The 20,619-nt window shown below is 54.8% G+C and carries 20 protein-coding genes; 7 read left to right on the top strand and 13 right to left on the bottom strand.

The features are described 5' to 3' along the window. The first annotated feature begins 197 nt into the window (after positions 1–197). Positions 198–707, top strand: coding sequence for a hypothetical protein (locus tag Q3Y66_RS04085; RefSeq protein ID WP_008957821.1), 510 nt, complete (start codon positions 198–200; stop codon positions 705–707). A 160-nt stretch (positions 708–867) separates the two neighbouring features. Here Q3Y66_RS04085 and Q3Y66_RS04080 read toward each other — a convergent pair whose 3' ends face one another. Both Q3Y66_RS04080 and Q3Y66_RS04075 read right to left on the bottom strand, forming a co-directional pair. Beyond that, a complete protein-coding gene (locus Q3Y66_RS04080) occupies positions 868–4,014 on the bottom strand; it encodes a multidrug efflux RND transporter permease subunit (protein ID WP_008957822.1) in 3,147 nt (1,048 codons plus the stop codon). Between the two features lie 18 nt (positions 4,015–4,032). Then, on the bottom strand, positions 4,033–5,193 hold the full coding sequence (locus tag Q3Y66_RS04075; RefSeq protein ID WP_008957823.1) for an efflux RND transporter periplasmic adaptor subunit: 1,161 nt from the start codon (positions 5,191–5,193) through the stop codon (positions 4,033–4,035). Between the two features lie 139 nt (positions 5,194–5,332). On the opposite strand from Q3Y66_RS04075, the gene Q3Y66_RS04070 reads away from it, so the two are divergent. Both Q3Y66_RS04070 and Q3Y66_RS04065 read left to right on the top strand, forming a co-directional pair. After that, positions 5,333–6,067 (top strand): response regulator, encoded by a 735-nt coding sequence (locus tag Q3Y66_RS04070; RefSeq protein WP_008957824.1) that lies wholly within the window; start codon positions 5,333–5,335, stop codon positions 6,065–6,067. Then, positions 6,064–7,143, top strand: a complete 1,080-nt coding sequence (locus Q3Y66_RS04065; RefSeq protein WP_008957825.1) for an ATP-binding protein — start codon at positions 6,064–6,066, stop codon at positions 7,141–7,143. The genes Q3Y66_RS04070 and Q3Y66_RS04065 overlap by 4 nt, the downstream gene beginning before the upstream one ends. Positions 7,144–7,291: 148 nt before the next feature. Here Q3Y66_RS04065 and Q3Y66_RS04060 read toward each other — a convergent pair whose 3' ends face one another. Beyond that, on the bottom strand, positions 7,292–7,432 hold the full coding sequence (locus Q3Y66_RS04060) for a hypothetical protein (protein ID WP_238528508.1): 141 nt from the start codon (positions 7,430–7,432) through the stop codon (positions 7,292–7,294). 383 nt (positions 7,433–7,815) lie between these two features. Then, entirely contained in the window at positions 7,816–8,844 is a 1,029-nt protein-coding gene (locus Q3Y66_RS04055; protein ID WP_139041546.1) for an NAD(P)-dependent alcohol dehydrogenase, read from the bottom strand. A gap of 102 nt (positions 8,845–8,946) precedes the next feature. Here Q3Y66_RS04055 and Q3Y66_RS04050 point away from each other — a divergent pair, with 102 nt between their 5' ends. Next, the gene (locus Q3Y66_RS04050; protein ID WP_368411721.1) at positions 8,947–9,882 is read left to right on the top strand and encodes a LysR family transcriptional regulator; all 936 of its coding nucleotides are present in this window, start codon (positions 8,947–8,949) and stop codon (positions 9,880–9,882) included. Between the two features lie 115 nt (positions 9,883–9,997). On the opposite strand, the gene Q3Y66_RS04045 is transcribed toward Q3Y66_RS04050, so the two are convergent. Next, positions 9,998–10,807, bottom strand: a complete 810-nt coding sequence (locus tag Q3Y66_RS04045) for a sulfite exporter TauE/SafE family protein (RefSeq protein WP_008957829.1) — start codon at positions 10,805–10,807, stop codon at positions 9,998–10,000. Between the two features lie 221 nt (positions 10,808–11,028). Next, the gene (locus tag Q3Y66_RS04040; protein WP_008957830.1) at positions 11,029–11,385 is read right to left on the bottom strand and encodes a helix-turn-helix domain-containing protein; all 357 of its coding nucleotides are present in this window, start codon (positions 11,383–11,385) and stop codon (positions 11,029–11,031) included. 153 nt (positions 11,386–11,538) lie between these two features. On the opposite strand from Q3Y66_RS04040, the gene Q3Y66_RS04035 reads away from it, so the two are divergent. After that, a complete protein-coding gene (locus Q3Y66_RS04035; RefSeq protein ID WP_008957831.1) occupies positions 11,539–12,522 on the top strand; it encodes an NADPH:quinone reductase in 984 nt (327 codons plus the stop codon). Positions 12,523–12,614: 92 nt separating this feature from the next. After that, positions 12,615–13,541, top strand: a complete 927-nt coding sequence (locus Q3Y66_RS04030; protein ID WP_008957832.1) for a helix-turn-helix domain-containing protein — start codon at positions 12,615–12,617, stop codon at positions 13,539–13,541. A 360-nt stretch (positions 13,542–13,901) separates the two neighbouring features. Here the strand turns inward: Q3Y66_RS04030 and Q3Y66_RS04025 are convergent, their stop codons facing one another. Together Q3Y66_RS04025 and Q3Y66_RS04020 are read right to left on the bottom strand one after the other, a co-directional pair. After that, positions 13,902–15,992 (bottom strand): pyrroloquinoline quinone-dependent dehydrogenase, encoded by a 2,091-nt coding sequence (locus Q3Y66_RS04025; protein ID WP_008957833.1) that lies wholly within the window; start codon positions 15,990–15,992, stop codon positions 13,902–13,904. 11 nt (positions 15,993–16,003) lie between these two features. Next, positions 16,004–16,366 carry a hypothetical protein gene (locus Q3Y66_RS04020; RefSeq protein WP_008957834.1) on the bottom strand — a complete coding sequence of 121 codons (363 nt, stop codon included), beginning with the start codon at positions 16,364–16,366 and terminating at the stop codon, positions 16,004–16,006. A 302-nt stretch (positions 16,367–16,668) separates the two neighbouring features. Between Q3Y66_RS04020 and Q3Y66_RS04015 the strand changes: the two genes are divergently transcribed. After that, positions 16,669–17,043: a GFA family protein gene (locus tag Q3Y66_RS04015; RefSeq protein ID WP_008957835.1), complete on the top strand. Its 375-nt coding sequence runs from the start codon at positions 16,669–16,671 to the stop codon at positions 17,041–17,043. Between the two features lie 40 nt (positions 17,044–17,083). On the opposite strand, the gene Q3Y66_RS04010 is transcribed toward Q3Y66_RS04015, so the two are convergent. The 5 genes from Q3Y66_RS04010 to Q3Y66_RS03990 form a co-directional block, all read right to left on the bottom strand. After that, complete coding sequence (locus Q3Y66_RS04010) at positions 17,084–17,377, bottom strand: hypothetical protein (RefSeq protein WP_008957836.1); 294 nt, start codon at positions 17,375–17,377, stop codon at positions 17,084–17,086. A 282-nt stretch (positions 17,378–17,659) separates the two neighbouring features. Further along, the gene (locus tag Q3Y66_RS04005; protein ID WP_008957838.1) at positions 17,660–18,820 is read right to left on the bottom strand and encodes an MFS transporter; all 1,161 of its coding nucleotides are present in this window, start codon (positions 18,818–18,820) and stop codon (positions 17,660–17,662) included. A 143-nt stretch (positions 18,821–18,963) separates the two neighbouring features. Next, on the bottom strand, positions 18,964–19,869 hold the full coding sequence (locus tag Q3Y66_RS04000; RefSeq protein ID WP_008957839.1) for a LysR family transcriptional regulator: 906 nt from the start codon (positions 19,867–19,869) through the stop codon (positions 18,964–18,966). Between the two features lie 182 nt (positions 19,870–20,051). Further along, complete coding sequence (locus Q3Y66_RS03995; RefSeq protein ID WP_008957840.1) at positions 20,052–20,447, bottom strand: PIN domain-containing protein; 396 nt, start codon at positions 20,445–20,447, stop codon at positions 20,052–20,054. Further along, a complete protein-coding gene (locus tag Q3Y66_RS03990; protein ID WP_008957841.1) occupies positions 20,444–20,557 on the bottom strand; it encodes a hypothetical protein in 114 nt (37 codons plus the stop codon). Before Q3Y66_RS03990 ends, Q3Y66_RS03995 begins: the two co-directional genes overlap by 4 nt. Between the last annotated feature and the right edge of the window lie 62 nt (positions 20,558–20,619).

The raw sequence follows: 20,619 nt of genomic DNA, 5'->3' as shown, positions 1-20,619 counted from the left end.
TAAGGACGTAATGATGGACAACATCAAGGATATGATACCGACTGATGCTATCAAGGCAATCGAACAGAAAACGAGGGATACGCTGCTTGGCGGTAATCGACTAAACACGCAGCCAGCCCGTTATCGGTTAGCTCGGCTATGCAAAAGAGTGTGCTCAAAGCTATTCTAAAAACACACCCCCCAACGAGGAGACCAGGATGCCGATCCCCCAGCCCGAACGACTCCATCTCGACAGCGATGAAACGACCGGCTACCCCAACTCGCCGCTGCCGGTGCTGGTTTATCGTCAAGTTCTCGACCTCAGCAATGCCGAGGAACGGGCCGAGTCGTTCGAAGCCATGTTCAAACGCCACGGCTGGCCGCCGGCGTGGCGCTACCACCTGTATGACTTTGACCACTTTCACTCCACTGCCCATGAAGCACTGGGCATCTTCCGCGGGCAGGCCCGGGCACGGCTGGGAGGCCCTAACGGCCAGGAACTGATGCTTTACGCAGGCGATGTGCTAGTGCTGCCAGCGGGCGTTGGGCATGCCAGCCTGGAGGCGAACGATGATTTCTGCATGGTAGGCGCCTACCCACCAGGGCAAGAGCCGGAAATAGAGCGCGGCGACCCCGCACAGTTTGCAGCAGCACAATCGCGAGTCGCTGCCGTGACATTACCCAAGGATTCCCCGGTAGGCGGGCCACTTACAGGGCTGTGGCGCTAAGGCGACTGTTGATCAACTGTTCGATGGACGGGTCAGGTAGCCGGTGGCTTCCAAAGAGCCTGCAGCCCCTCCTCTACTGGCACCTGCTGCCCCCATAATTACAATCGAGGAAGCAGTCAGGCCGATGCTCAAAGTTGGCAGCATCAGTCATCGCATGGCATTAATGCGCTATATCGTTATCGGGTTGTAATGATGAGGGGCGACGAGCCGTACGCCAGCCACTAACGCGCTCCTGAAGACCTATCACGAAAACGAAGAACACCGGGACGAAGAGAATCACCAGAAGCGTTCCGCTAACCATGCCGCCGAAAACGCCCGTGCCTATCGCATGCTGGGTTTTGGCACTGGCGCCAAACGCAACCATCAATGGCACCACTCCCAAGCCGAAAGCGAGTGAGGTCATCAGAATCGGGCGCAGGCGCAGGCTGGCGGCTTCCACCGCGGCCTCCATCAGCCCTTTACCTTGCTCACGCAACTGTTTTGCGAACTCAACGATCAGGATCGCGTTTTTCGCCGACAGTCCGATCACGGTGACCATACCGACTTTGAAGAAAACATCGTTCGGCAGGTCACGCAGCAACATGGCGGCCACCGCACCCAGCAACCCCAGCGGCACAACCAGGATGACCGACAGCGGAATCGTCCAGCTCTCGTAGAGCGCGGCTAACACCAGGAACACCGCCAGGATGGATAGCGCCACCAGCATTGGCGCCTGGGCTGCCGACTGGCGTTCCTGAAGGGACTGCCCCGTCCAGGCCACGGCGAAACCGGGCGGAAGTTGCTGCGCCAGACGCTCCATTTCAGCCATGGCGTCACCAGTGGAAGCCCCCTTCGCCGCACTGCCGGAAATGCTGGTGGCGGGATAGCCCAGGTAGCGCACCATTTGTAGCGGTGTTTCGTCCCACACCGGAGTCACCACCTCTGACAGGGACACCATGCCACCCCTGCTATTTCGCACATGCAGCTTGAGCACGTCGTCGACCTGCATGCGTGCCGACGCATCCGCTTGCATAATCACCTGCTGCATCCGGCCCTCATTCGGGAAATCGTTGATGTAAGACGACCCCATTGCGGTCGACAGGATGTCGCTAATATTGGCGAACGACACCCCGAGCGCTTCGGCCTTTTGACGATCAATATCAAGACGAATGCTCGCACCTGCTGGCAGGCCGTCGGAATAGACGTCGCTGACCACCTTGCTCTGCGCCGCCAGTTCTAGCAGCGTCGTCTCGGCAGCCTTAAGGGCGGCCGGCCCCTGATTGCGTTGATCCTGCAAGAACATCGTAAAGCCGGACTTGGTGCCCAATTCATCAATGGCCGGCGGTAACATACTCATTACCGTCCCTTCGTTCAGTTGACTCATGGCTTCCTGAACCCCTTCCACTTCACTCGCCGCCGTGGCACCGTCGCGCTGCCCCCAATCCTTTAGCGTGGTGAACGTCAGTGCCGTATTCGCGCCGGATCCCGAGAATCCGAAGCCCAAAATAGACATATTGCCGTCTACGGCAGGGCGCGCCATGACGTACTCCTCATACGCCTTGACCACATCCAAGGTACGCTCGGTGGTCGCATTAGCGGGCAACTGGATACTGGTCATAAAATAGCCTTGATCCTCTTCCGGCAGAAAAGCCGAAGGCAACTGGCGGAAGGCGAGCAGCAGCACACCCGCGATGACCACAAACACCACCATGACCCGACCGCTGCGGGCGACTAGCCTCCCAACGCGCGATTCGTAACGGGCGGTCATACGGGTAAGCGCCCGGTTAAACCAGCCGAAGAAACCGCCTTTGTCGTGGTGCCCCGGCTTAATGGGTTTGAGAAGGGTGGCGCATAGCGCTGGCGTCAGCGACAGCGCCAGAAACGCCGAGAACAGAATCGAGACCACCATCGCCAGCGCGAATTGCTGGTAGATCACCCCGACCGAGCCACTCGAGAAAGCCATCGGGATAAACACCACCGTCAATACCAAGGTGATCCCCACCACCGCGCCAGTGATTTCCTTCATCGCCTTGATGGTGGCGTCCTTTGGCGACAATCCCTCTTTGGCCATGATGCGCTCAACATTCTCGACCACCACGATAGCGTCATCGACGATGATGCCAATCGCCAACACCATGCCGAACATCGTCAGCACGTTGATTGAGAAACCTGCCAGCAGCATCACCGTGAAGGTTCCCAACAGTGCAATCGGCGCGACCAGTGCGGGAATCAGCGTGTAACGGATGTTCTGTAGAAACAGCAACATCACCAGGAAGACAAGTACCATCGCCTCGATGAGGGCATGGATGACCTTCTTGATAGACACCTTAACGAACGGGGCCGTATTAAAGGGGATCGATGAGCTCATGCCCGCAGGCAGCGCCTGGTTTAACTCAGCCAAACGCGCCTGCACGCCTTCCGCCGTGCGCACCGCATTGGCACCGGGTGCCAGTTGTATGGCAGCCGCCGTCGCTGGCTGGCCATTCTCACGATTGGAGAAGCCGTAGGATTGGGCGCCCAACTCGACGCGCGCCACATCGCCCAACACCACTTTTGAGCCGTCGACATTAGCGCGAAGTACGATAGCGGCGAACGCTTCCGGCGTGCTCAATTGCCCCTGCGCGGTCAATAGCGAGGTGACTTTTTGTCCTGGCACGGAGGGAGACGCGCCGATGCTGCCCGGCACAATCGGTGCGTTCTGCTCTGTGATCGCAGTCGAGAGATCATTCACTGACAAGCCGAAAGAAATCAGCTTTGCAGGGTCTATCCAGATGCGCATTGCCTGCTCAGCGCCGAACAGCTGCACACGCCCGACGCCATCAATGCGGCGTAGCTCCTCCACGATATTGCGCGCCATATAGTCGTTCAGGGCGATCTCATCAAAGCGCCCATCATCGGAATTCAGGCCCACAATCATCAGAAAACTGGATGACGCTGACTCTACGCTCAGCCCATCCTGACGAACCGCCTGGGGTAACCGGGGTTCGACGGCCTTGAGCCGATTCTGCACATCCACCTGTGCCAGTTCCGGGTTTGTCCCAGGCTTGAAGGTGGCGGTGACAGAGGCCGACCCCGAAGCATCGGCGGTCGATTCGAAGTACAGCAGGTTCTTGACGCTGGAGAGCTCTCGTTCAATGAGGCTGAGCACGGCGTCGTTCATGGTCTGCGGCGTGGCGCCGGGATACGTCGCGGTGATGGTCACCGAAGGCGGCGCTACCGAAGGGTAGTGAGCGACCGGCAGCTTAGGGATGGCGATCACACCCGACAGGATGATAAACAGCGCGACCACCCACGCGAAGACTGGGCGCTGGATGAAGAACTGGGGCATTGCGGATACTCCTGAAACTTAGTGAGAGGATGCCGCTGAGGCGTTGAGTGGCATAGGCATCTTCCAATCAGTCGCGCTGACGTCGATACCATCAGTCAGTCGCTCTATACCCTCGACGACGACTTTCTGCCCCTCTGTCACTCCTGTTTGCACCCGATAATTGCCGTTCGCCAATTCACCAAGCTCCACTGAAACCATCACCGCCTTGTCGTCAGCACCAATCAACCAAACGTAGGGCTTACCGCCAATGCGTACCACAGACTGTTGCGGTACCGTCAACGCATCGTCATAGCGTGCATACGGCACGCGGGCACGCACAAACATGCCGGGCAGCAGGCGTCGATGGGGATTGTCTACGAGAACTCGCAGCAAAAGGTCACCCGTGCTGGTGTCCACATTGATTCCCGAAAAAAGAATGCGTCCGGTGACATCGTAGGGTGTACCGTTGCTGCCCAGGATGGTGACCGGTAAGCCATTGTCGAGGGAGGGTTGCGCCGCCATCGCATCTTGAAGCGATTCGAGCGCGGAAGCCGAGCGCCGAACGTCGACATAGACCTTATCGATCTGCTGAACACGGGCCATGGGCGTGCTATCGCTGCTGGCCACCAGCGCTCCCTCCGTTACCAACGCCTGATCAATTCGGCCTGCAATGGGGGACACCACCGTGGAGAATTCCAGGTCAAGGCGGCGGCGCGACAGCGTGGCACGCGCTTGGGCCACATCAGCAGCGGCCTGCTGACTTTTGGAGACGGTGTCATCGTAGGCCTGACGGCTCACCGACTGTGCCCGGACAAGCGGCTCCAACCGGGCTGACTGCGCACGGGCATGAGCGAGTTCGGATTCGGCTTTCTGCAAAGCGGCTTCTGCTGTTTCTACTTCCGCTCGAAACGGCGCTGGGTTGATTTCGAATAATGGCTGCCCCGCACTCACGTCGGTTCCCTGTTCGAACAGGCGACGTTGAACAATCCCGCTGACCTGCGGATGAATTTCCGCCATTTGAAAAGGAACGACCCGGGCCGACAAGTCTTCAGTCAGCTCCAATTTAACGGGTTCCAAGGTAACAACCGTCACTCGAGCAGGAGGCGGCGCTACTTCTTGCTCAACTGAACCGCAAGCAGTTAGCACGATTAGCAGCAAGGCACAGAAGCCACCATTTCGATAGATATGTCGGATCGTCATGTATCGTCCCTTCAGACATAGGCAAACATTTGCCTAGCCATAAAATTGAAGGGGACTATATCGCTGTAGCGTGGTATTAACGTCGACGGTATGTGTAGATATGATGGAGAACACAATTAATGTTTCATTAGGCGCTTTCATGTCCACGACTCATCAGTCGCCAAGTTCTTATTCTGGCCAGCAAGCACTGGTTCTCATCGCCGAAGACGAGCCTGAGATCGCTGATATTCTGCAGGCTTATCTGAAACGGGCGGGGCTCCGAACCATCTACGCAGAAGATGGACGCAAAGCATTGGACATGCATATGTCGATGAAACCCGATCTCGTCTTACTTGATGTAAAGATGCCTAAAATGGATGGCTGGCAGGTGCTGTCAGAGGTTCGCCACCGTGGTAAGACACCCGTCATCATGTTGACCGCGATGGATCAGGATATCGATAAACTCATGGGTTTACGTTTTGGTGCCGACGACTACGTCGTCAAGCCGTTTAACCCTGCCGAGGTCGTCGCACGCATTCAGGCAGTGTTAAGACGCACCATGGCTGATGCAAGCCACCAACCCCGTGTCCTCCGGGTGCCGCCCTTTGAGATCGACCTTGAACAACACGAAGCCTTTGTTCAGGTAGGAGGAGACTCGCACAGCCTTGCGTTAACGCTCACTGAATTCAGATTGTTGACGCACCTTGCACGCGCGCCCAAAAAAGTTTGCACCCGCGCAGAGTTGTTGGCCGCCTGCCTACCCGAGGGCGAGGCGCTTGAGCGCACTGTCGACAGCCATATCAGCAAGCTGCGTAAAAAACTGGAAGATGTCGATGTGAGAGGCATACCCGTTGGCATACGCGGCGTTGGGTACCGGCTATGGGGAACAGAATGAAGCTCATTGGGCTAAGCCGCACCATCGCGTTAACAATGGCAGCGATGGCGTTTGGCATCACACTGTTAGTCGTGGTGACCTCTTATGTGTTCTATTTCATTACCTTCCATTTTTGGCAGGGGTCGATTAACGAACCCAACATGTTCCCGTCGGGGCTAGAGTGGGCTTGGCTCGTTAGCACAACGTTGGTTGGGCTGGCGTTCGCCGTGATAGTGGGCGTTCACTTGGCACGTCGCATTCTGGTACCCCTAAACTCCGTCACAGAAAGCATGCGTCGCGTCGCGCAAGGCGACCTGGACGCACGCGCCACAACGGGTGATCGCTCTTTAGGCGAGGCCGCCGTGTTAGCCAACGACTTCAATGCGCTAGCAGACCAATTACAGCGTATGTCCAAGGAAATGACGTTCTGGAATGCCGCTATTGCCCATGAGCTGCGTACGCCGGTCACTATTTTACGCGGACGTCTGCAAGGCTTGGCAGAAGGCGTCTTCCCTCCTGAACAACCCCAGTTTCAAAGTCTCCTTACCCAAATCGACGGCATGGCACAACTGATTGAAGACCTTCGCGCCGTGAGCTTGGCCGAAAGCGGTCATCTGAATCTTGAGATCAAGGAATGTGATCTTTCTGCTGAAATTGAATCCGTCGTTGAGTTTTGTAAGCATGCCCTAAATGCATCAAAACATTATCCAACCCTTGATCTGCAGTCTGGCACTGCGTATTGCGACCCCTTCCGTATACGTCAGGCATTGCTTGCGTTGCTGGAAAACGCTCGCCAGCATGCATCCCCAGGGACACTCATCATCCAAACGCGCCAGAACGACGGCTGGTGTGTTTTGCGTGTTAGCGATGCTGGCCCAGGCATACCGCAGGAAGATGCCGCTCATATTTTCACGGCATTCCGCCATGCGCGGGACGCCGAAAATGGTATGCCAGGAGACAAGCGAGGAAGTGGGCTCGGATTGGCGGTAGTCGCGGCGATTGCGAGAGCCCACCGTGGCGAGGCCAGATGTTACCCCTCTGATGAGGGTGGCTCTTGTTTTGAGTTGCGCTGGCCTACTCCATCACATATGGCGTGATGACATAGTACGTGATCACATAGTACGTGATCACATAGCGCGTGATCACATAGCGCGTGATTGCTGAATGAATCAACTTTACGTCTTTCAACCCTGCACCCCATAAAGAGCCGCTCTACAAAACAGGCATCTCCCAAGCAAGCAACGCTCAACGCACAAAAACCATCACCACCAGCACCATGGTCAGCAATAGCAGGTACACCCTGGCATGAATACGGTCAGGAATGCGCCCAATCCAGGTCGACGCCAGGCGAATACCGAGCCATGAGCCCACTGCGAGTAACAGCAAGGCGCGCAGATCCACATAACCGGCATACCAGTCCCCATGGGTGATTTTCCGTTAGTCACACATACGTTGCATAAGCTGTGTGGTCATCACGCTGCCGACAACGCCCAGCGGACGCACTAGGTACCATTGCACGATCTGTCGTTAGTGATGCTCCATGCCGACAGGGAAGCAGTAAAGCAACTTCTACAAACCCACAACCGAAACCGAACAACGCGGTGGTTACTTCTGCCACTCCTCCACAAAGAAGCAATAGGCTATACACCGACACAATCCTGATGAAGCGAAACAGAAGGCACTATATCTTGGCGAGGTTTGGCCGACATTCGTCATTCGAACCACATGATCGCATCGGCTTCATAGACCAGCGCTCCACCGCACTGATCTCAATCGTCATGCACGTCGATCACGATCTTGCCAAATGGCCTTTGATCCAGATGATCCAGTGCCTGAGGCAGCTCGGCGAGGGAATAACGTGCATCAATGACCGGCTCAAGCCGAGCTTGATCTACCGCCCGCACGAAGCGTTCCAGCGCTCGTCGACTGCCTGTGCCAATACCGTGAATCGTGACGTCCTTTAGCATCAAAGGCATGGCCGGGGATGCGATATCGAATCCTGCCAACGCCCCGATCTGGCATACGTGCCCACCGACGGCGGCCAGTTGGACTGAAACGCCGAGATTATCGCCACCGACCACGTCGAGCACGTGATCCACGCCCTCATTGTCAGTCAGCGCGTACACGGCTTCCATCCAGTCGTCGCGGGAACGATCCACCCAGTGATCAGCACCCAGCGCCAGCACTCGCTCGCCTTTAGACGGTTGGGTGGCAACGATCACCTCTGCCCCGCTCATCTTCGCAATGAGCAAACCGAATAGCGCCACCCCGCCTGTCCCCGGAATCAGCACCCGATCGCCAGCTTTGACACCGGATCTCTCGACGAGCGCGAACCAGGCGGTGAGTCCAGCGCAGGGCAATGTACTTGCCTGGAGATCATTCAGAGAGCGCGGCGCATGAACCACCCATGCGGCAGGAATGGCAACGTATTCGCTCAGCACACCGGGATAGAAACCTCCCAAGGTGCGGTAAGCCGGTGTTCGCGCGTTACCAGGTCGACGTCCATCGATCCAGTCAGGCGTGAACACGGAGATGACACGATCTCCTTCGTCAAACCCATCCACTTGCTCCCCCAGTTCGACGATGGTGCCAGCCATGTCGGAACCGGGAGTGAAGGGGTAAGTCAACGACAGTCCTCTGCCGCTTTCGATTACCATCTTGTCGCGGTAGTTGAGCGAGACGGCTGCCACCCTGACCAGCACCTCCCCCGCCGCGGGACGCGGCTTCTCGCGGGTGGCCATTTTCAGTCTTCCACGACCGATCGCGTCCATCTCCCAACGCCTTATCTCTTTCATCATGTTAGCTCCATCGAGTCGTGCCGACGGATGTCGACAGCGTGTCGGAACTATCCCACGACGGCGCGTGTACTATAATACGCACCAATCAACACGTAGTGATGAATGAGAGACATCAATATGAATGGAAAGGAGATTGCCGAGCTCATCGCGTTCATGGAGGTGGCCAGATCGCAGAGTTTCCGTCGTGCTGCGTTACGCCTGGGAATGTCGCCATCGGCAGTGAGTCACACCATCCGCTCGCTGGAGACGCGTCTGGGCGTACGAGTCTTGAGTCGAACCACCCGTAGCGTATCGCTCACTCAGGCGGGTGAACGTCTACTACAGCGTGTGGAGCCAGCCATCATGGACATCCGGCAGGCCGTTCATGAGTCGGCAGCGTTTCAGGCCTCACCGCAAGGCACGATCAGGATCAATTTGCCCCGCATCGCAGCACAGCTGGTGCTAATGCCACAACTTCATGCCTTCCTGGAGCACTATCCTGATATCAATGTAGATCTCGTCATCGATGACACACTGACCGATATCGTCTCGCAAGGCTTCGACGCGGGTATTCGCTCGGGCGAGCGCTTGCAACAGGATATGGTCGCCAGACAACTGACGCTGGCCCTTGATATGGCCGTAGTGGGTTCACCAAGCTACTTTGCTCGGCGCCCGCCACCGGAAGTGCCGGCCGATCTTCACGACCACGTCTGCATCAACTACCGCTGGAGCGCCTCGAATGCCTTGTACGCTTGGACTTTTCAGGAGGACGATAGATGTTTCGATCTACAGGTGCGCCACGTATTGACCATCAATGACACCAGCCTGATTGCCACGGCGGTTCTGGAAGGCACCGGACTCGCCTATTTGCCCGAGAATCACCTGCAAGCCCATTTTGACAGCGGTGAGTTGGTGCGAGTCCTGTCCTCATGGATGCCATCGATCCCAGGGTTCTATCTCTACTATCCTCATCGCGAGCACATGTCCAGCGCGTTGAGAGCCTTCGTCGACTTCATGACAGGGCCTATGAGCCAGCCACCACACTCACAACCTCTATAAAGGAGGCGCAAGCATGCGTCATGGTGGAAATACCTGTGAGGAAATACCTACATTTACTTCGAAGCGCACGTGATGCAGCGCCCCACCTTCACTCATCTCTGGACTATGTCCGGTGTTAATGCATGACGACCATCACCACCAGCACCATGGTCAGCAATAGCAAGTACACCCTGGCATGAATACGGTCAGGGATGCGCCCGATCCAGGTCGACGCTAGGCGAATACCGAGCCATGAGCCCACTGCGAGTACCAACAAGGCGCGCAGATCCACATAACCGGCATACCAGTCCCCCAACGCTGGGTGATTTGCCGACAGCAACACATACGTCGCGGTGCCACTCACCGCCATGGGCAACGACAACGGATTGGCCATGGCAGTGCCTGCCGTCATGCTCGCGCCTCTCCGACGCATAAGCGGTACGGTCATCACGCTGCCGCCAACGCCCAGCAGGGCGGCCACCGCACCAATCAATGTCCCCGTCATCGCCGTTACTCCACGCCCCATAGGACGCACATCACTCCCTGACTGATGCAGAAAACCGGGCCGCAAAATGGCATCCGCAATCGTGAGGGCTAAATAACCAATGAACGCCCAGCGCACCCACTCGCCACTTAACGACACGGCCGCCGCTGCGCCCAGCACAGCGCCCACGGCGATATAGCCCACCAGCGGACGCACCAAGTGCCATGGCACAGTCTGCCGTTGGTGGTGGCGCCACGTGGACAGGGAAGCAGCAAATATCATCAACGCCGTCGAGGTAGCCACCGCGATATGCATGGCCGCTTGGCCAATACCACTATCCGACCCATGGACGGCAATCAGCAGGGTATACAGCAAGGGAACCACCACGAACCCGCCACCGAAACCGAACAATACGGTGGTCACTCCCGCCACCCCGCCACAAAGAAGCAATACGCTATACACCGGCACTCTCCTGATGAAACGAAACAGCAGGCACTATATGCTGGCGAGGCTTGGCCGACATTCGTCATTCGGACAACCATCAACGCGTTTCAGCCAGGTTAACGCTAATGCTCAATACGCCTCTTTCAGATGTGGATCATGTCGCACGGCCCGTGGTGGCCATCGGCACTGATTAAGGAGCACAGATTGACCATATCAATTACCAAGCTTAAAAGAGGCTGTTAGTTAATATGAGTATTATTGCTGTTGGTGTCTTGCCAAGAGAGATAGCTATCTCCCCACTCTTTCATGGCGTTGAGCACAGGGGCCAGAGTCAGCCCAAGCTCGGTAAGCGAATATTCGACACGTGGGGGAACTTCGGCAAACACTTCTCGAGAGATAATACCGTGCGATTCAAGCTCTCGAAGTTGCAATGTCAACGACCGTTGCGTGACGCCACCGATAAGCTTGCGAAGCTCTCCGAATCGTTTGGTTCCGCTGAGTAGATAGTAAATGATCAGCGGTTTCCATTTGCCGCCAGCAACAGCAACGGTCGCTTCAACAGTGCACCGATACTCACGAGCTTCTTGCTTCTTCATCCGTTATACACCCGCCATTAGTATAAAATATATCCCTATATATCAAATCAGTGCCTACTTTTCAATTTCACCCCTAGTATCTAGAATATCTCTTCCGCAGCGGCTAGTGCTGTGCTGCACCCTTTTACCTGAAAAGCTTGATGGAGCACCCTGATGAAAGCAGCTTACTATGAAGCCCAAGGCAGCGCTCGTGATGTGCTGAAAGTCGGTGAATTGCCGACACCAGAACCAGGGTCAGACGAGGTGCGCGTCCGCATTCATGTTTCCGGACTCAACCCAACCGATGTCAAGGCGCGAACTGGTTTCTCCGCAGAAATGCCTTATCCGCGCATCATTCCCCATCAAGATGGCGCAGGGGTTATTGATGCCGTTGGCGCGAACGTGCCACCGGATAGGCTCGGCGAGCGGGTTTGGGTATACGAAGCACAATACGGTCGAGCGACAGGCACGGCAGCAGAGTTCGTTGTGGTTCCTGCGCGTCAGGCGGTTCACTTGCCGGATACGACCTCATTTGAAGTAGGTGCTTCGCTTGGGATTCCGGCGCTAACAGCTCACCGCTGCCTGTTTTCTGATGGCAGTCTTAAAGGCCGACGAGTGCTGATTCATGGCGGAGCCGGAGTGGTCGGAACAGCAGCAATTCTATTGGCAAAGTGGGCCGGCGCATGGGTTTCAACAACGGTGATGAGCACTGAACAAGCCACCGTAGCCGAAGAAAATGGCGCAGATCTAGTGATCGACCGAAAGTCGGCAGATGTTGCGAGTATTGTTTTAGAAGCCACAGAAGGACTCGGCGTTGACCATATTGTCGATGTCGCTTTGAAGCCCAATCTTGACATCAACTTGGCCTGTTTGTCCCAAGGAGGGGTTATAAGCGCCTATGCAACCGCCAATGCGATGGATGAGCTTTCCATTCCATTATTGAAGGCCATGATGCATGGCTGTGTCTTCCGTTTCGTGTATATCTACAATGTACCCGATGAGTTGAAACAAGCTGCTATAGCGGATATCAACTCGTGCCTTGAGGCCGGATACTACTCGCCAAAAATTGGTTTAAACATGCCTTTGCGGAACGTAGCGGATGCTCACGAGGCATTGGAATCGTCCAGCGTTATAGGCAAGGTTCTTGTACACATGTGAGCTGAGATTACTTGAAATCACGCATGACGACTATCACCACCAGCACTACCGTCAGCAGTAACAGGTACGCCCTAGTATGAATGCGATCAAGAATGCGCCCGATCCATCACGACGCCAAGCGGATACCAAGCCATGAGCCCACCGTGCCATTGCACGGTCTGCCGTTGGTGGTGGCGCCATGTGGACAGGAAAGCAGCACAGACCATCACCGCGTTTCAGCCAGGTTAACGCTAATGCTCAATACGCCTCTTTCAGATGTGGATCATGTAGCACGGCCCGTGGTGGCCATCGGCACTGATTACCGCCCCGGCACCCTTCTGGACTTTCATACCCATCGCCGTGCCCAGTTTCTCTATGGCATGACCGGCGTGATGGAGGTGAACACGGATGACGGCACCTGGATGGTGCCGCCCTATAGCGGCGTCTGGCTACCTGCGGGCAAGCGGCACCAAGTGCGCATGAACGGGGTGAGCACCCGAAGCCTGTATATCGAACCCCACGTCGCGCCACGCACTTCGAGCAGCTGTGAGGTGCTGGTCGTGACGCCTCTCCTGCATCATTTACTGCTGGCTTCCGCCCACATTCCCGCACTCTATGATGAAAAAGGCCGCGACGGAGCCCTGGCTCAACTACTCCTATGCGAACTGGAACAGGCTCAGGCCCTGCCACTGTTTGCGCCCCAGCCCCATGACCTTCCACTCGCTAGCCTGTGCAGGGCGTTTCTCGGCCAACCGAGCATTCACACTCTTCCCGAAGAGTGGGCCCGGCAGTTGCATTGCAGTCAACGCACCTTCAATCGTCTGTTCCGTCAGCAGACCGGGCTCTCCTTTGGCGTATGGCGCCAGCAGGCCTGCCTAATGGCGGCGATTCCCAGGCTGCTCTCCGGCAACTCTGTTACCCGAACCGCGCTGGAACTCGGCTACGACAGCCCTGCCGCTTTCTCCAGCATGTTTCGCAAGGTGCTCGGCCAATCTCCCAGCGCTTTTGTTCGGGCGGCTAATCGTCAGCAGGAAGCGTAAAAAGTAGTTGGTACAGACGTTAGATAGTCACGGCCTCGCCCAGCCTGACCCACAGTGAGCATTTAAAGGCCCACAAAAACCCTCATGGGCCTTAAATGACTCAAATGAACGGGACGGCGATGAAGCAGGTGCACAGTTACTCGGTTAAAAAGACGGCCAGTGGAGCTATTCCCAAATATAAATGAGCTGATTGCACCATCTATTCGGATCATTTTATGAGCCGATTAAGGTTTATATTCGGCTCATGGGCATTCAGAGGGCTTGTTAGGACGCTTGTCTTTCTTGTCAGCCCTTCCCATATTCATCCTCACAGGCTGGTAGCTGAGCCAGTCGAATACTGGCTCAGCCAAGACAGCGATCTTAGTTCCCGTCTTCCGGTAGCGCATAGGCGATTACATAATCGCCTATCGGTGTTTCCATGAAGTGATGCCCGCCGGCCCCGATGACTACATATTGGCGACCATTCGCCTCATAGGTTATGGGGTTGGCCTGCCCACCGGCCGGCAGTACATCGTTCCAAAGCACCTCACCGGTTTCCGTGTCGATAGCGCGAATCAGATCATCGGTGGCGGCAGCGATGAATATCAGACCGCTGGCCGTCAGCAGAGGGCCACCGTTGTTGGGTGTGCCGATCTTGAAAGGCATATATGAAGGTATCCCGAAGGGGCCATTCTTGCGTGCCGTGCCCAATGGCTCATCCCAGAGCGTTTCACCGCTCGCGAGATCGATGGCGCGAATGCCGCCATAAGGAGGCGCGGTACAGGGCATGCCGGTAACCGGCGCTCGCCAGCCAGCATTGACGTCGATTGCATAAGGCGCACCTACTTGTGGATCGCCGGCACCTTCGGCGGGCCCATCCGACTCGCTATCGGTGTTGTCACCTCCTGCATAGATGGGTCGAAGATTACGTTCCTCGGCTTCTTCACGGGGGACGAGACGGTTGAAGTTGGGAATGTCATTGTAATTGGCAATGATGATGCCGCGCTCGGCGTCCACCGCTGTACTGCCCCAGTCGTTGCCGCCATTGTATCCGGGGTACTGAATGAAGCGCTGACCCACGGTCGGCGGCGTGTACATGCCTTTATAGGAGGCTCGGCGGAATTGAATACGACACCACAACTGGTCAATGGGCGTCATCCCCCACATATCCTTCTCTTCTAGGTTCGGGAAAGCGAGGGAGTGATAACCTGAACTAGGTTGTGTGGGCGAGAGGTTATCTGGCTCAACACCGCCAGTGGGCGTCTCGACCTCTTCCACGGGAAATAGCGATTCGCCGGTTTCACGGTTGAGAACGTAAATATCGCCCTGTTTGGAGGGCAGAATGATCGCCGGCACCGTGCTGCCGTCATCTCGTGGGAAATCGACCAGGGTCGGTTGCGAACCGAGGTCATAATCCCAGACATCGTAATGGACGGTCTGGAAGTGCCAGACCGGTTCGCCGGTGTTGACGTCGATGGCGACGAGCGAGGTCGAGAATTCATTTTCTTCCTCGCTGCGGTTCCCGCCCCAGTAATCGACCGAGGAGTTGCCCATCGGCAGGTAGACGTAACCCAACGCCTCATCGGAGGAAGCAGTGGTCCACATGTTGGGTGTGCCTCGGGTATAGGTCTCGCCCTCGGGTGGCAGCCCATCCAGATTGGGCTTGCCCATGTCCCAGGCCCACTCCAGTTCGCCGGTAACGGCATCGTAGCCGCGAATCACGCCAGATGGCGCATCCTCCGCTTGTCCGTCCTTGACCTGGGCACCGGTCACCAGGACGCCCTGGACGACGACCGGTGGCGCGGTGACGGAGTACCAACCGGGCACCTTCTCGCCGATGCCTGCCCATAGATCTACCGTACCGCCGTCACCAAACTCCTGGCACAGCTCGCCCGTTTGCGCATCGACGGCAATCAATCGGGCGTCCAACGTCCCCTCAATAATGCGGGTTGCGCAGAGCTGGTCATCGGCGGCATCCGGAACTTCGTAATAGGTCACGCCGCGGCAGCTGGCGCTATAGGGAATGGCACCTGGATCGACCTGGGGATCATGGCGCCACTGCTCCTCGCCGGTCCGTGCATCAAGGGAGACCATGACGTTCATGGCCGAGCAGAGATACAGATTGTCGCCAACCTTGAGCGGTGTAGTTTCGGGCGCGTATTTGCCCTCCCCTTCTTCCGGCATATCGCCAGTGCGATAGGTCCAGGCAACCTCCAACTGGCTGACATTGTCGGGCGTGATTTCATCCAGCGGCGAATGACGTGAGGCGCCGCTCTCTCGCCCCCAGGCGGCCCAATCGCCGGGCGCTGGGTCATCGCTGGGCTGCGGCGTCGCCGAGAAGGTCGGTGTCTGAACCTCGCTTGAGGTGGGCTCCTCAGGGGCTTCGGTTTCACCCTCGGCATTCTGGGCAACGGCATGCGTCGCCAGTGACAGGCTGACGACATAGGCCAGCACTCGCAGTGACGTGAACATGGCAGCGCTCCTCATATAGTGGCCTGGCGGCGTTTGAGAGTGGGCAGGAGCGCCAAGACGATGACACCCAGGACGATGTAACCGAATACCCGGGGCAGCAGCTCCCATGGCGACAAGCCAACCTCCCATAAGGCCCAAATCAGCGTGCCTAACAGAACCAAGAAATAGACCCAGACTCCCGTGAGCAAATCCCTGGCCATTAAGCCACCCGAAATGATCAGCCCCAGACCGGCAATGAGGTAATACCAGGAGCCTCCCAGCGTCACCAGCCAGAGCCCGCCGGCTGCAAGAATCAGGCCGAGGATGACCAGAATGATGGCGAACACGAGCAGAAACCAACCGCCCACACCCCGAGATGCTTTATCGGTAGCCAAACCAGATACCTCCGTTGATCGTGGTTTATTGCTATCAAGAGCGCTTGGCAAACCCACTAACAATGCCTTTACAAAATGCCTTTATAAAATGAAGCGCCGTCCTCCTTAATCCAAGTAGAGATTCTCTACCCTGTAAAGGATCACTTGATTAACTTATGTGTTAAAGCCTGTCATTCTCGATTTATGTCAGTTTACGGCCATTAAATTGACGGCCATTAAATACCAACAAGATGGCAGCAAGACAAAACCAAAAGTGCCACCTACTTTGAATTCAGGAGGTATGAATCTTCTGGAGATTGGCAATGGCTCAACTAACAGGTGGCTGTCTCTGCGGTAAGATCAGAATCGTGGCTAATGGCGAGCCGCTTCGGGTAGGTATTTGCCACTGTATGGATTGTCGCAAGCATCATGGGGCGCTTTTCTATGCGGCTGCTGATTATCCCAAGCAAGCTGTCATTATCGAAGGTGAGCCGCAGAGTTATCAGGGGCGTTACTTCTGTTCGACATGCGGTTCGTCGGTTTTTTCGGTAAGCGAGGAAGAAATCGAAATACACCTTGGTGCCCTTGATGCTCCGAATCAACTGAAACCGACGTATGAGCTTTGGAACATTCGCCGCGAACACTGGCTGCCGACTTTCCCTGCCATAGAGCGATATGACCGGGATCGGCAAGATTGAGCAGGTTTAAGGGCTGCCGCTTAGGTCAGAAGGCAATCGATCAGCGCTTACCTTCAATACGCAACTTAACCACATCCTCTAACGCCAAGCCGGTCACTTCAGCAATTTGCTCGTCACTAAGCACCCCCAGCTTGAGCAGATTACGAGCTGTTTTCTCAATACCCAGCTTTTCGCCTTCCTGACGTTCTTGCTGAGCCCAGTTTTCCAAATTTTCTGCCAACATGTCTTTATCCTCCACCAAACTGTTGAGCTGATTGAGGTCGACCTCAGCCCCGAGCCGCTGCAAGTGGCGTTTAAGCCAATCTCTAACGGCCAGATCAGATTCAGATTTCATCGCCTAGGCAACGACATTGGTATCCAGGTACGATTAATCGAACCTCATCAGTTCAGCCGGTGTCTTGCCTTGAGCCAGTTTAAAGAACGCGACGCCTTCATTGTTCAACCCAACCTTGCGGCCCAAACACATCAGGGCATCCCCTATCTTGAGGTGCGTTTTTAGCCATGGCACCTCTTCCAGGATAAGTACCTCAGACTCAGCGCTGCAGTGGTCCTGCTTGGCTCGCGCTATTAGTGCGTTGTGTAATTCGTCAGTCGAAAGTTAATCGCTGAGAGAAAATTAACAACCGGTTCCCAGAACCAAGTTACGTTTTTGACGCACTGCGTAAATCGCTACTAACAAACCAGCACCTGTCGTGATTGCTCCAATCCAGTTCGGAGAAACCAAGCCATACCCTGCCTCAATAGCTGCGCCCCCCAACCAGACGCCACCTGCAGCACCCAAGTTGAATGCCGAAATATTCGCAGCAGAAGCTAGCGCTGGCGCACCTGTTGCTTTCTCCATGACATACATCTGTAGCGGAGGTATCGTACCGAAACCAATAGCACCCAAAAGGAATACGTTGATTAAAGCCAGCGGCTTAATGTGAATGGTATAGGTGAACAACAAAAGCGTAAGTACTAATAATGCCAACAGCGTTAAAATGGTAGGAGCCAACGCTTTGTCAGCAAACCTTGCCGCTACTAAGTTGCCTACGACCAACCCAATACCATAGATGGATAGTATCCAAGCGAGTGTTTCTGGAGCAAAACCGGCAATTTCAGTCATCATGGGCGAGATGTAGGCGAAAGAAGCCAGCAATCCACTGAAGCCAATTGCAGTGACAAGCAATGCCAGCCAGACTTGAGGCCGCCTAAAAACGGCAATTTCATTTAGAATATTGCTGCGTTCGGTTACCTGTTTTGGCACCAACGCCAACAAACCGATGAATCCGACACCCCCCAGTGCTGCTATCACCCAAAAGGCTGCTCGCCAGCCGAAGTGTTGACCAAAATATGTACCCAAAGGAACACCGATTACATTTGCGAGCGTCAGACCAGTAAACATTAACGCCATGGCACTCGCTTTTTTGTTAGGAGCAGCCACTGTGGTCGCTACGACTGCACCGATTCCGAAGAATGCGCCATGGCAAAATGCAGAGAGCACTCGGCCAACCAGTAATTGCTGAAAGTTCGCAGCCAAAGCAGACACAACACTGCCAATGATGAACAATAAGATGAGAAACAATAATGTGTGTTTTCGATTAAATCGCGATAGCAAAATAGTTAATATTGGAGCACTTACAACAACCCCCATCGCGTAGCCAGAAGTTAAATACCCAGCTTGTGGAATAGTGACGTTTAGGTCACTGGCAACATCTTGCAGCAATCCTGTGGTGACGAATTCTGTTGTGCCTATAGCAAAAGCACTAATAGCCAACGCCAATAATGCAAGCGGCATATCTTGCTCCCCGAGAATAGAAATTTACGGGGCAATAATGCATGACCATTTCACACCGGGCTATACGTTACTTGGAACAACACTTGTGAACGTCTGTCACATTAAATGTGATCTTTGAAATCCTGAATTTAAAAATCCGTTAGCTATGCCTTCAATTTATCCTGGCAGAACTCTATAAGAAAATTGGAAAACATGGAGACACGCATTGGTACAGGATTACGCATAGTGCGGACAACTTGAATGGGGGTGGCGGGTTCTTGCCATTCTGGAAGTATATTAACCAGCTCCCCTGAGATGAGATATTTTTTTATGCCCCATGATTCTCGCAAAGCGACACCATGCCCTTGAAGAGCCCAATTCAGCAACGCCCTGCCATCATCTGAAACCATTTCTTTTTTTATAGGGACCTTGTGCACTTCGCCATTATTGATATTTTCTAACGTCCAGTATGTTGAATTAAAGCCAGGATAGCCAAAAACTAGGCTATTAAGCATATAAATGTCCTGCGCATTTGAAGGTAAAGTAATTTTTTTCAGATAATCTGGAGAGCAAACCAAAATGCGGTTTTGCTCAAAGGCCCTTCTTGCAACTAACTGTGAATCTGAGAGCTGGCCTGATCGGATTGCGATATCTATGCCATCAGAATATAGGTCTACCATTCTATTGGAGCTGTCTAAATAAAAACTAATACTAGGGTGATATTTTTTAAATTCTCCAATAGCCTCTATCAGAAAATGGTCATTAAAAGTAGAAGGACTACTGATCGCAATATTGCCAGTGAGATATTCACGACCTTGCTCAGCAATATTAAAAGCTTCATGAATACTGCCTAGCCCCCTTTTAATGCATTCATAAATTTTCAGCCCCTCTTCTGTAACACGTATTCGCCTGGTACTGCGGTCAAACAAAGTAACTCCCAGAGAACCTTCAAGTCTTTTTATCTGTTTACTAATAGCACCAGCAGTAAGATTTAGGGAGCGAGCCGCACTTGAAAAATCACCACTGTCGACCACACGTACAAAAGCTTCAAGATCATCTAGGTTTTTCATGCGATATATTCCCGTTCAGCACCGCGGCTGCTTCGTAATATAGGGTTTTTCCCAGTAACAAGGGACGCTTTAAACCTCTACTTCTACTGAAAACTATCATCCCAGCATCCGGTCTACGGGACATTGTTAAAACGAGCGGCCAACTCTTTGATAAGCATCGATTTCAAACTCCTAGGGAACCGTTAGGTTTCCCAGGGATTAATGACCTCAACATTGGAAGCCATATCTCGAGAGGCGACTTGATAGCCTTGTGATACGGCAATGTAGCCATCCGGCACAGGAAAACCCCGCCCGGCGGTTCTAGCCGTCACAGCCAGCTCGGCATACTTGTGAGCGGCGTCAGCGTCGAAAGACAAAATCCGCCCTCTGAACAGCTCAGTAAGACCGCCCAAGGCCTCGTTCAACATGTCCTCGCGCTTCCCGTTGGGCAGCGCCGCAATACCAAATAACAACGCTGCAAGTGTGACACTAGACAGGTATAACGTTTCAGCCGACTGCTCATTAAGCCAAGCTCTGACGGCCGGATTAGTTTCGGGTTTCATTGCCTCTAAAATGACATGGGTACCCAGTACGATCATTCAAACCTCATCGGTTCAGCCGGTGTCTTGTCACGCACCTTTTCAAAGACCGCAACGTCTTCATGGGTCACTCCGACCTTGCGACCCAAATCAGCCAGGGCATCGCCCATTTTGAGACGATTTCCTGGCCGTGTGGCCACTTCCAGGATAGCCCGCACCTCAGCCTCGGCGC

Source organism: Halomonas sp. HAL1, assembly GCF_030544485.1.
GTDB classification, from domain to species: Bacteria; Pseudomonadota; Gammaproteobacteria; order Pseudomonadales; family Halomonadaceae; genus Vreelandella; species Vreelandella arctica.
The sequence above is the reverse complement of the archived record's forward strand: the minus strand, read 5'-3'. Positions and strand labels throughout refer to the sequence as shown.

Bases quoted from the DNA above. Each gene is read 5' to 3' on its own strand.
- Q3Y66_RS04085 (WP_008957821.1), top strand. From the start codon at position 198: ATGCCGATCCCCCAGCCCGAACGACTCCATCTCGACAGCGATGAAACG.
- Q3Y66_RS04080 (WP_008957822.1), bottom strand. From the start codon at position 4,014: ATGCCCCAGTTCTTCATCCAGCGCCCAGTCTTCGCGTGGGTGGTCGCG.
- Q3Y66_RS04075 (WP_008957823.1), bottom strand. From the start codon at position 5,193: ATGACGATCCGACATATCTATCGAAATGGTGGCTTCTGTGCCTTGCTG.
- Q3Y66_RS04070 (WP_008957824.1), top strand. From the start codon at position 5,333: ATGTCCACGACTCATCAGTCGCCAAGTTCTTATTCTGGCCAGCAAGCA.
- Q3Y66_RS04065 (WP_008957825.1), top strand. From the start codon at position 6,064: ATGAAGCTCATTGGGCTAAGCCGCACCATCGCGTTAACAATGGCAGCG.
- Q3Y66_RS04055 (WP_139041546.1), bottom strand. From the start codon at position 8,844: ATGATGAAAGAGATAAGGCGTTGGGAGATGGACGCGATCGGTCGTGGA.
- Q3Y66_RS04050 (WP_368411721.1), top strand. From the start codon at position 8,947: ATGAGAGACATCAATATGAATGGAAAGGAGATTGCCGAGCTCATCGCG.
- Q3Y66_RS04040 (WP_008957830.1), bottom strand. From the start codon at position 11,385: ATGAAGAAGCAAGAAGCTCGTGAGTATCGGTGCACTGTTGAAGCGACC.
- Q3Y66_RS04035 (WP_008957831.1), top strand. From the start codon at position 11,539: ATGAAAGCAGCTTACTATGAAGCCCAAGGCAGCGCTCGTGATGTGCTG.
- Q3Y66_RS04030 (WP_008957832.1), top strand. From the start codon at position 12,615: ATGCGCCCGATCCATCACGACGCCAAGCGGATACCAAGCCATGAGCCC.
- Q3Y66_RS04025 (WP_008957833.1), bottom strand. From the start codon at position 15,992: ATGTTCACGTCACTGCGAGTGCTGGCCTATGTCGTCAGCCTGTCACTG.
- Q3Y66_RS04015 (WP_008957835.1), top strand. From the start codon at position 16,669: ATGGCTCAACTAACAGGTGGCTGTCTCTGCGGTAAGATCAGAATCGTG.
- Q3Y66_RS04010 (WP_008957836.1), bottom strand. From the start codon at position 17,377: ATGAAATCTGAATCTGATCTGGCCGTTAGAGATTGGCTTAAACGCCAC.
- Q3Y66_RS04005 (WP_008957838.1), bottom strand. From the start codon at position 18,820: ATGCCGCTTGCATTATTGGCGTTGGCTATTAGTGCTTTTGCTATAGGC.
- Q3Y66_RS04000 (WP_008957839.1), bottom strand. From the start codon at position 19,869: ATGAAAAACCTAGATGATCTTGAAGCTTTTGTACGTGTGGTCGACAGT.
- Q3Y66_RS03995 (WP_008957840.1), bottom strand. From the start codon at position 20,447: ATGATCGTACTGGGTACCCATGTCATTTTAGAGGCAATGAAACCCGAA.
- Q3Y66_RS03990 (WP_008957841.1), bottom strand. From the start codon at position 20,557: ATGGGCGATGCCCTGGCTGATTTGGGTCGCAAGGTCGGAGTGACCCAT.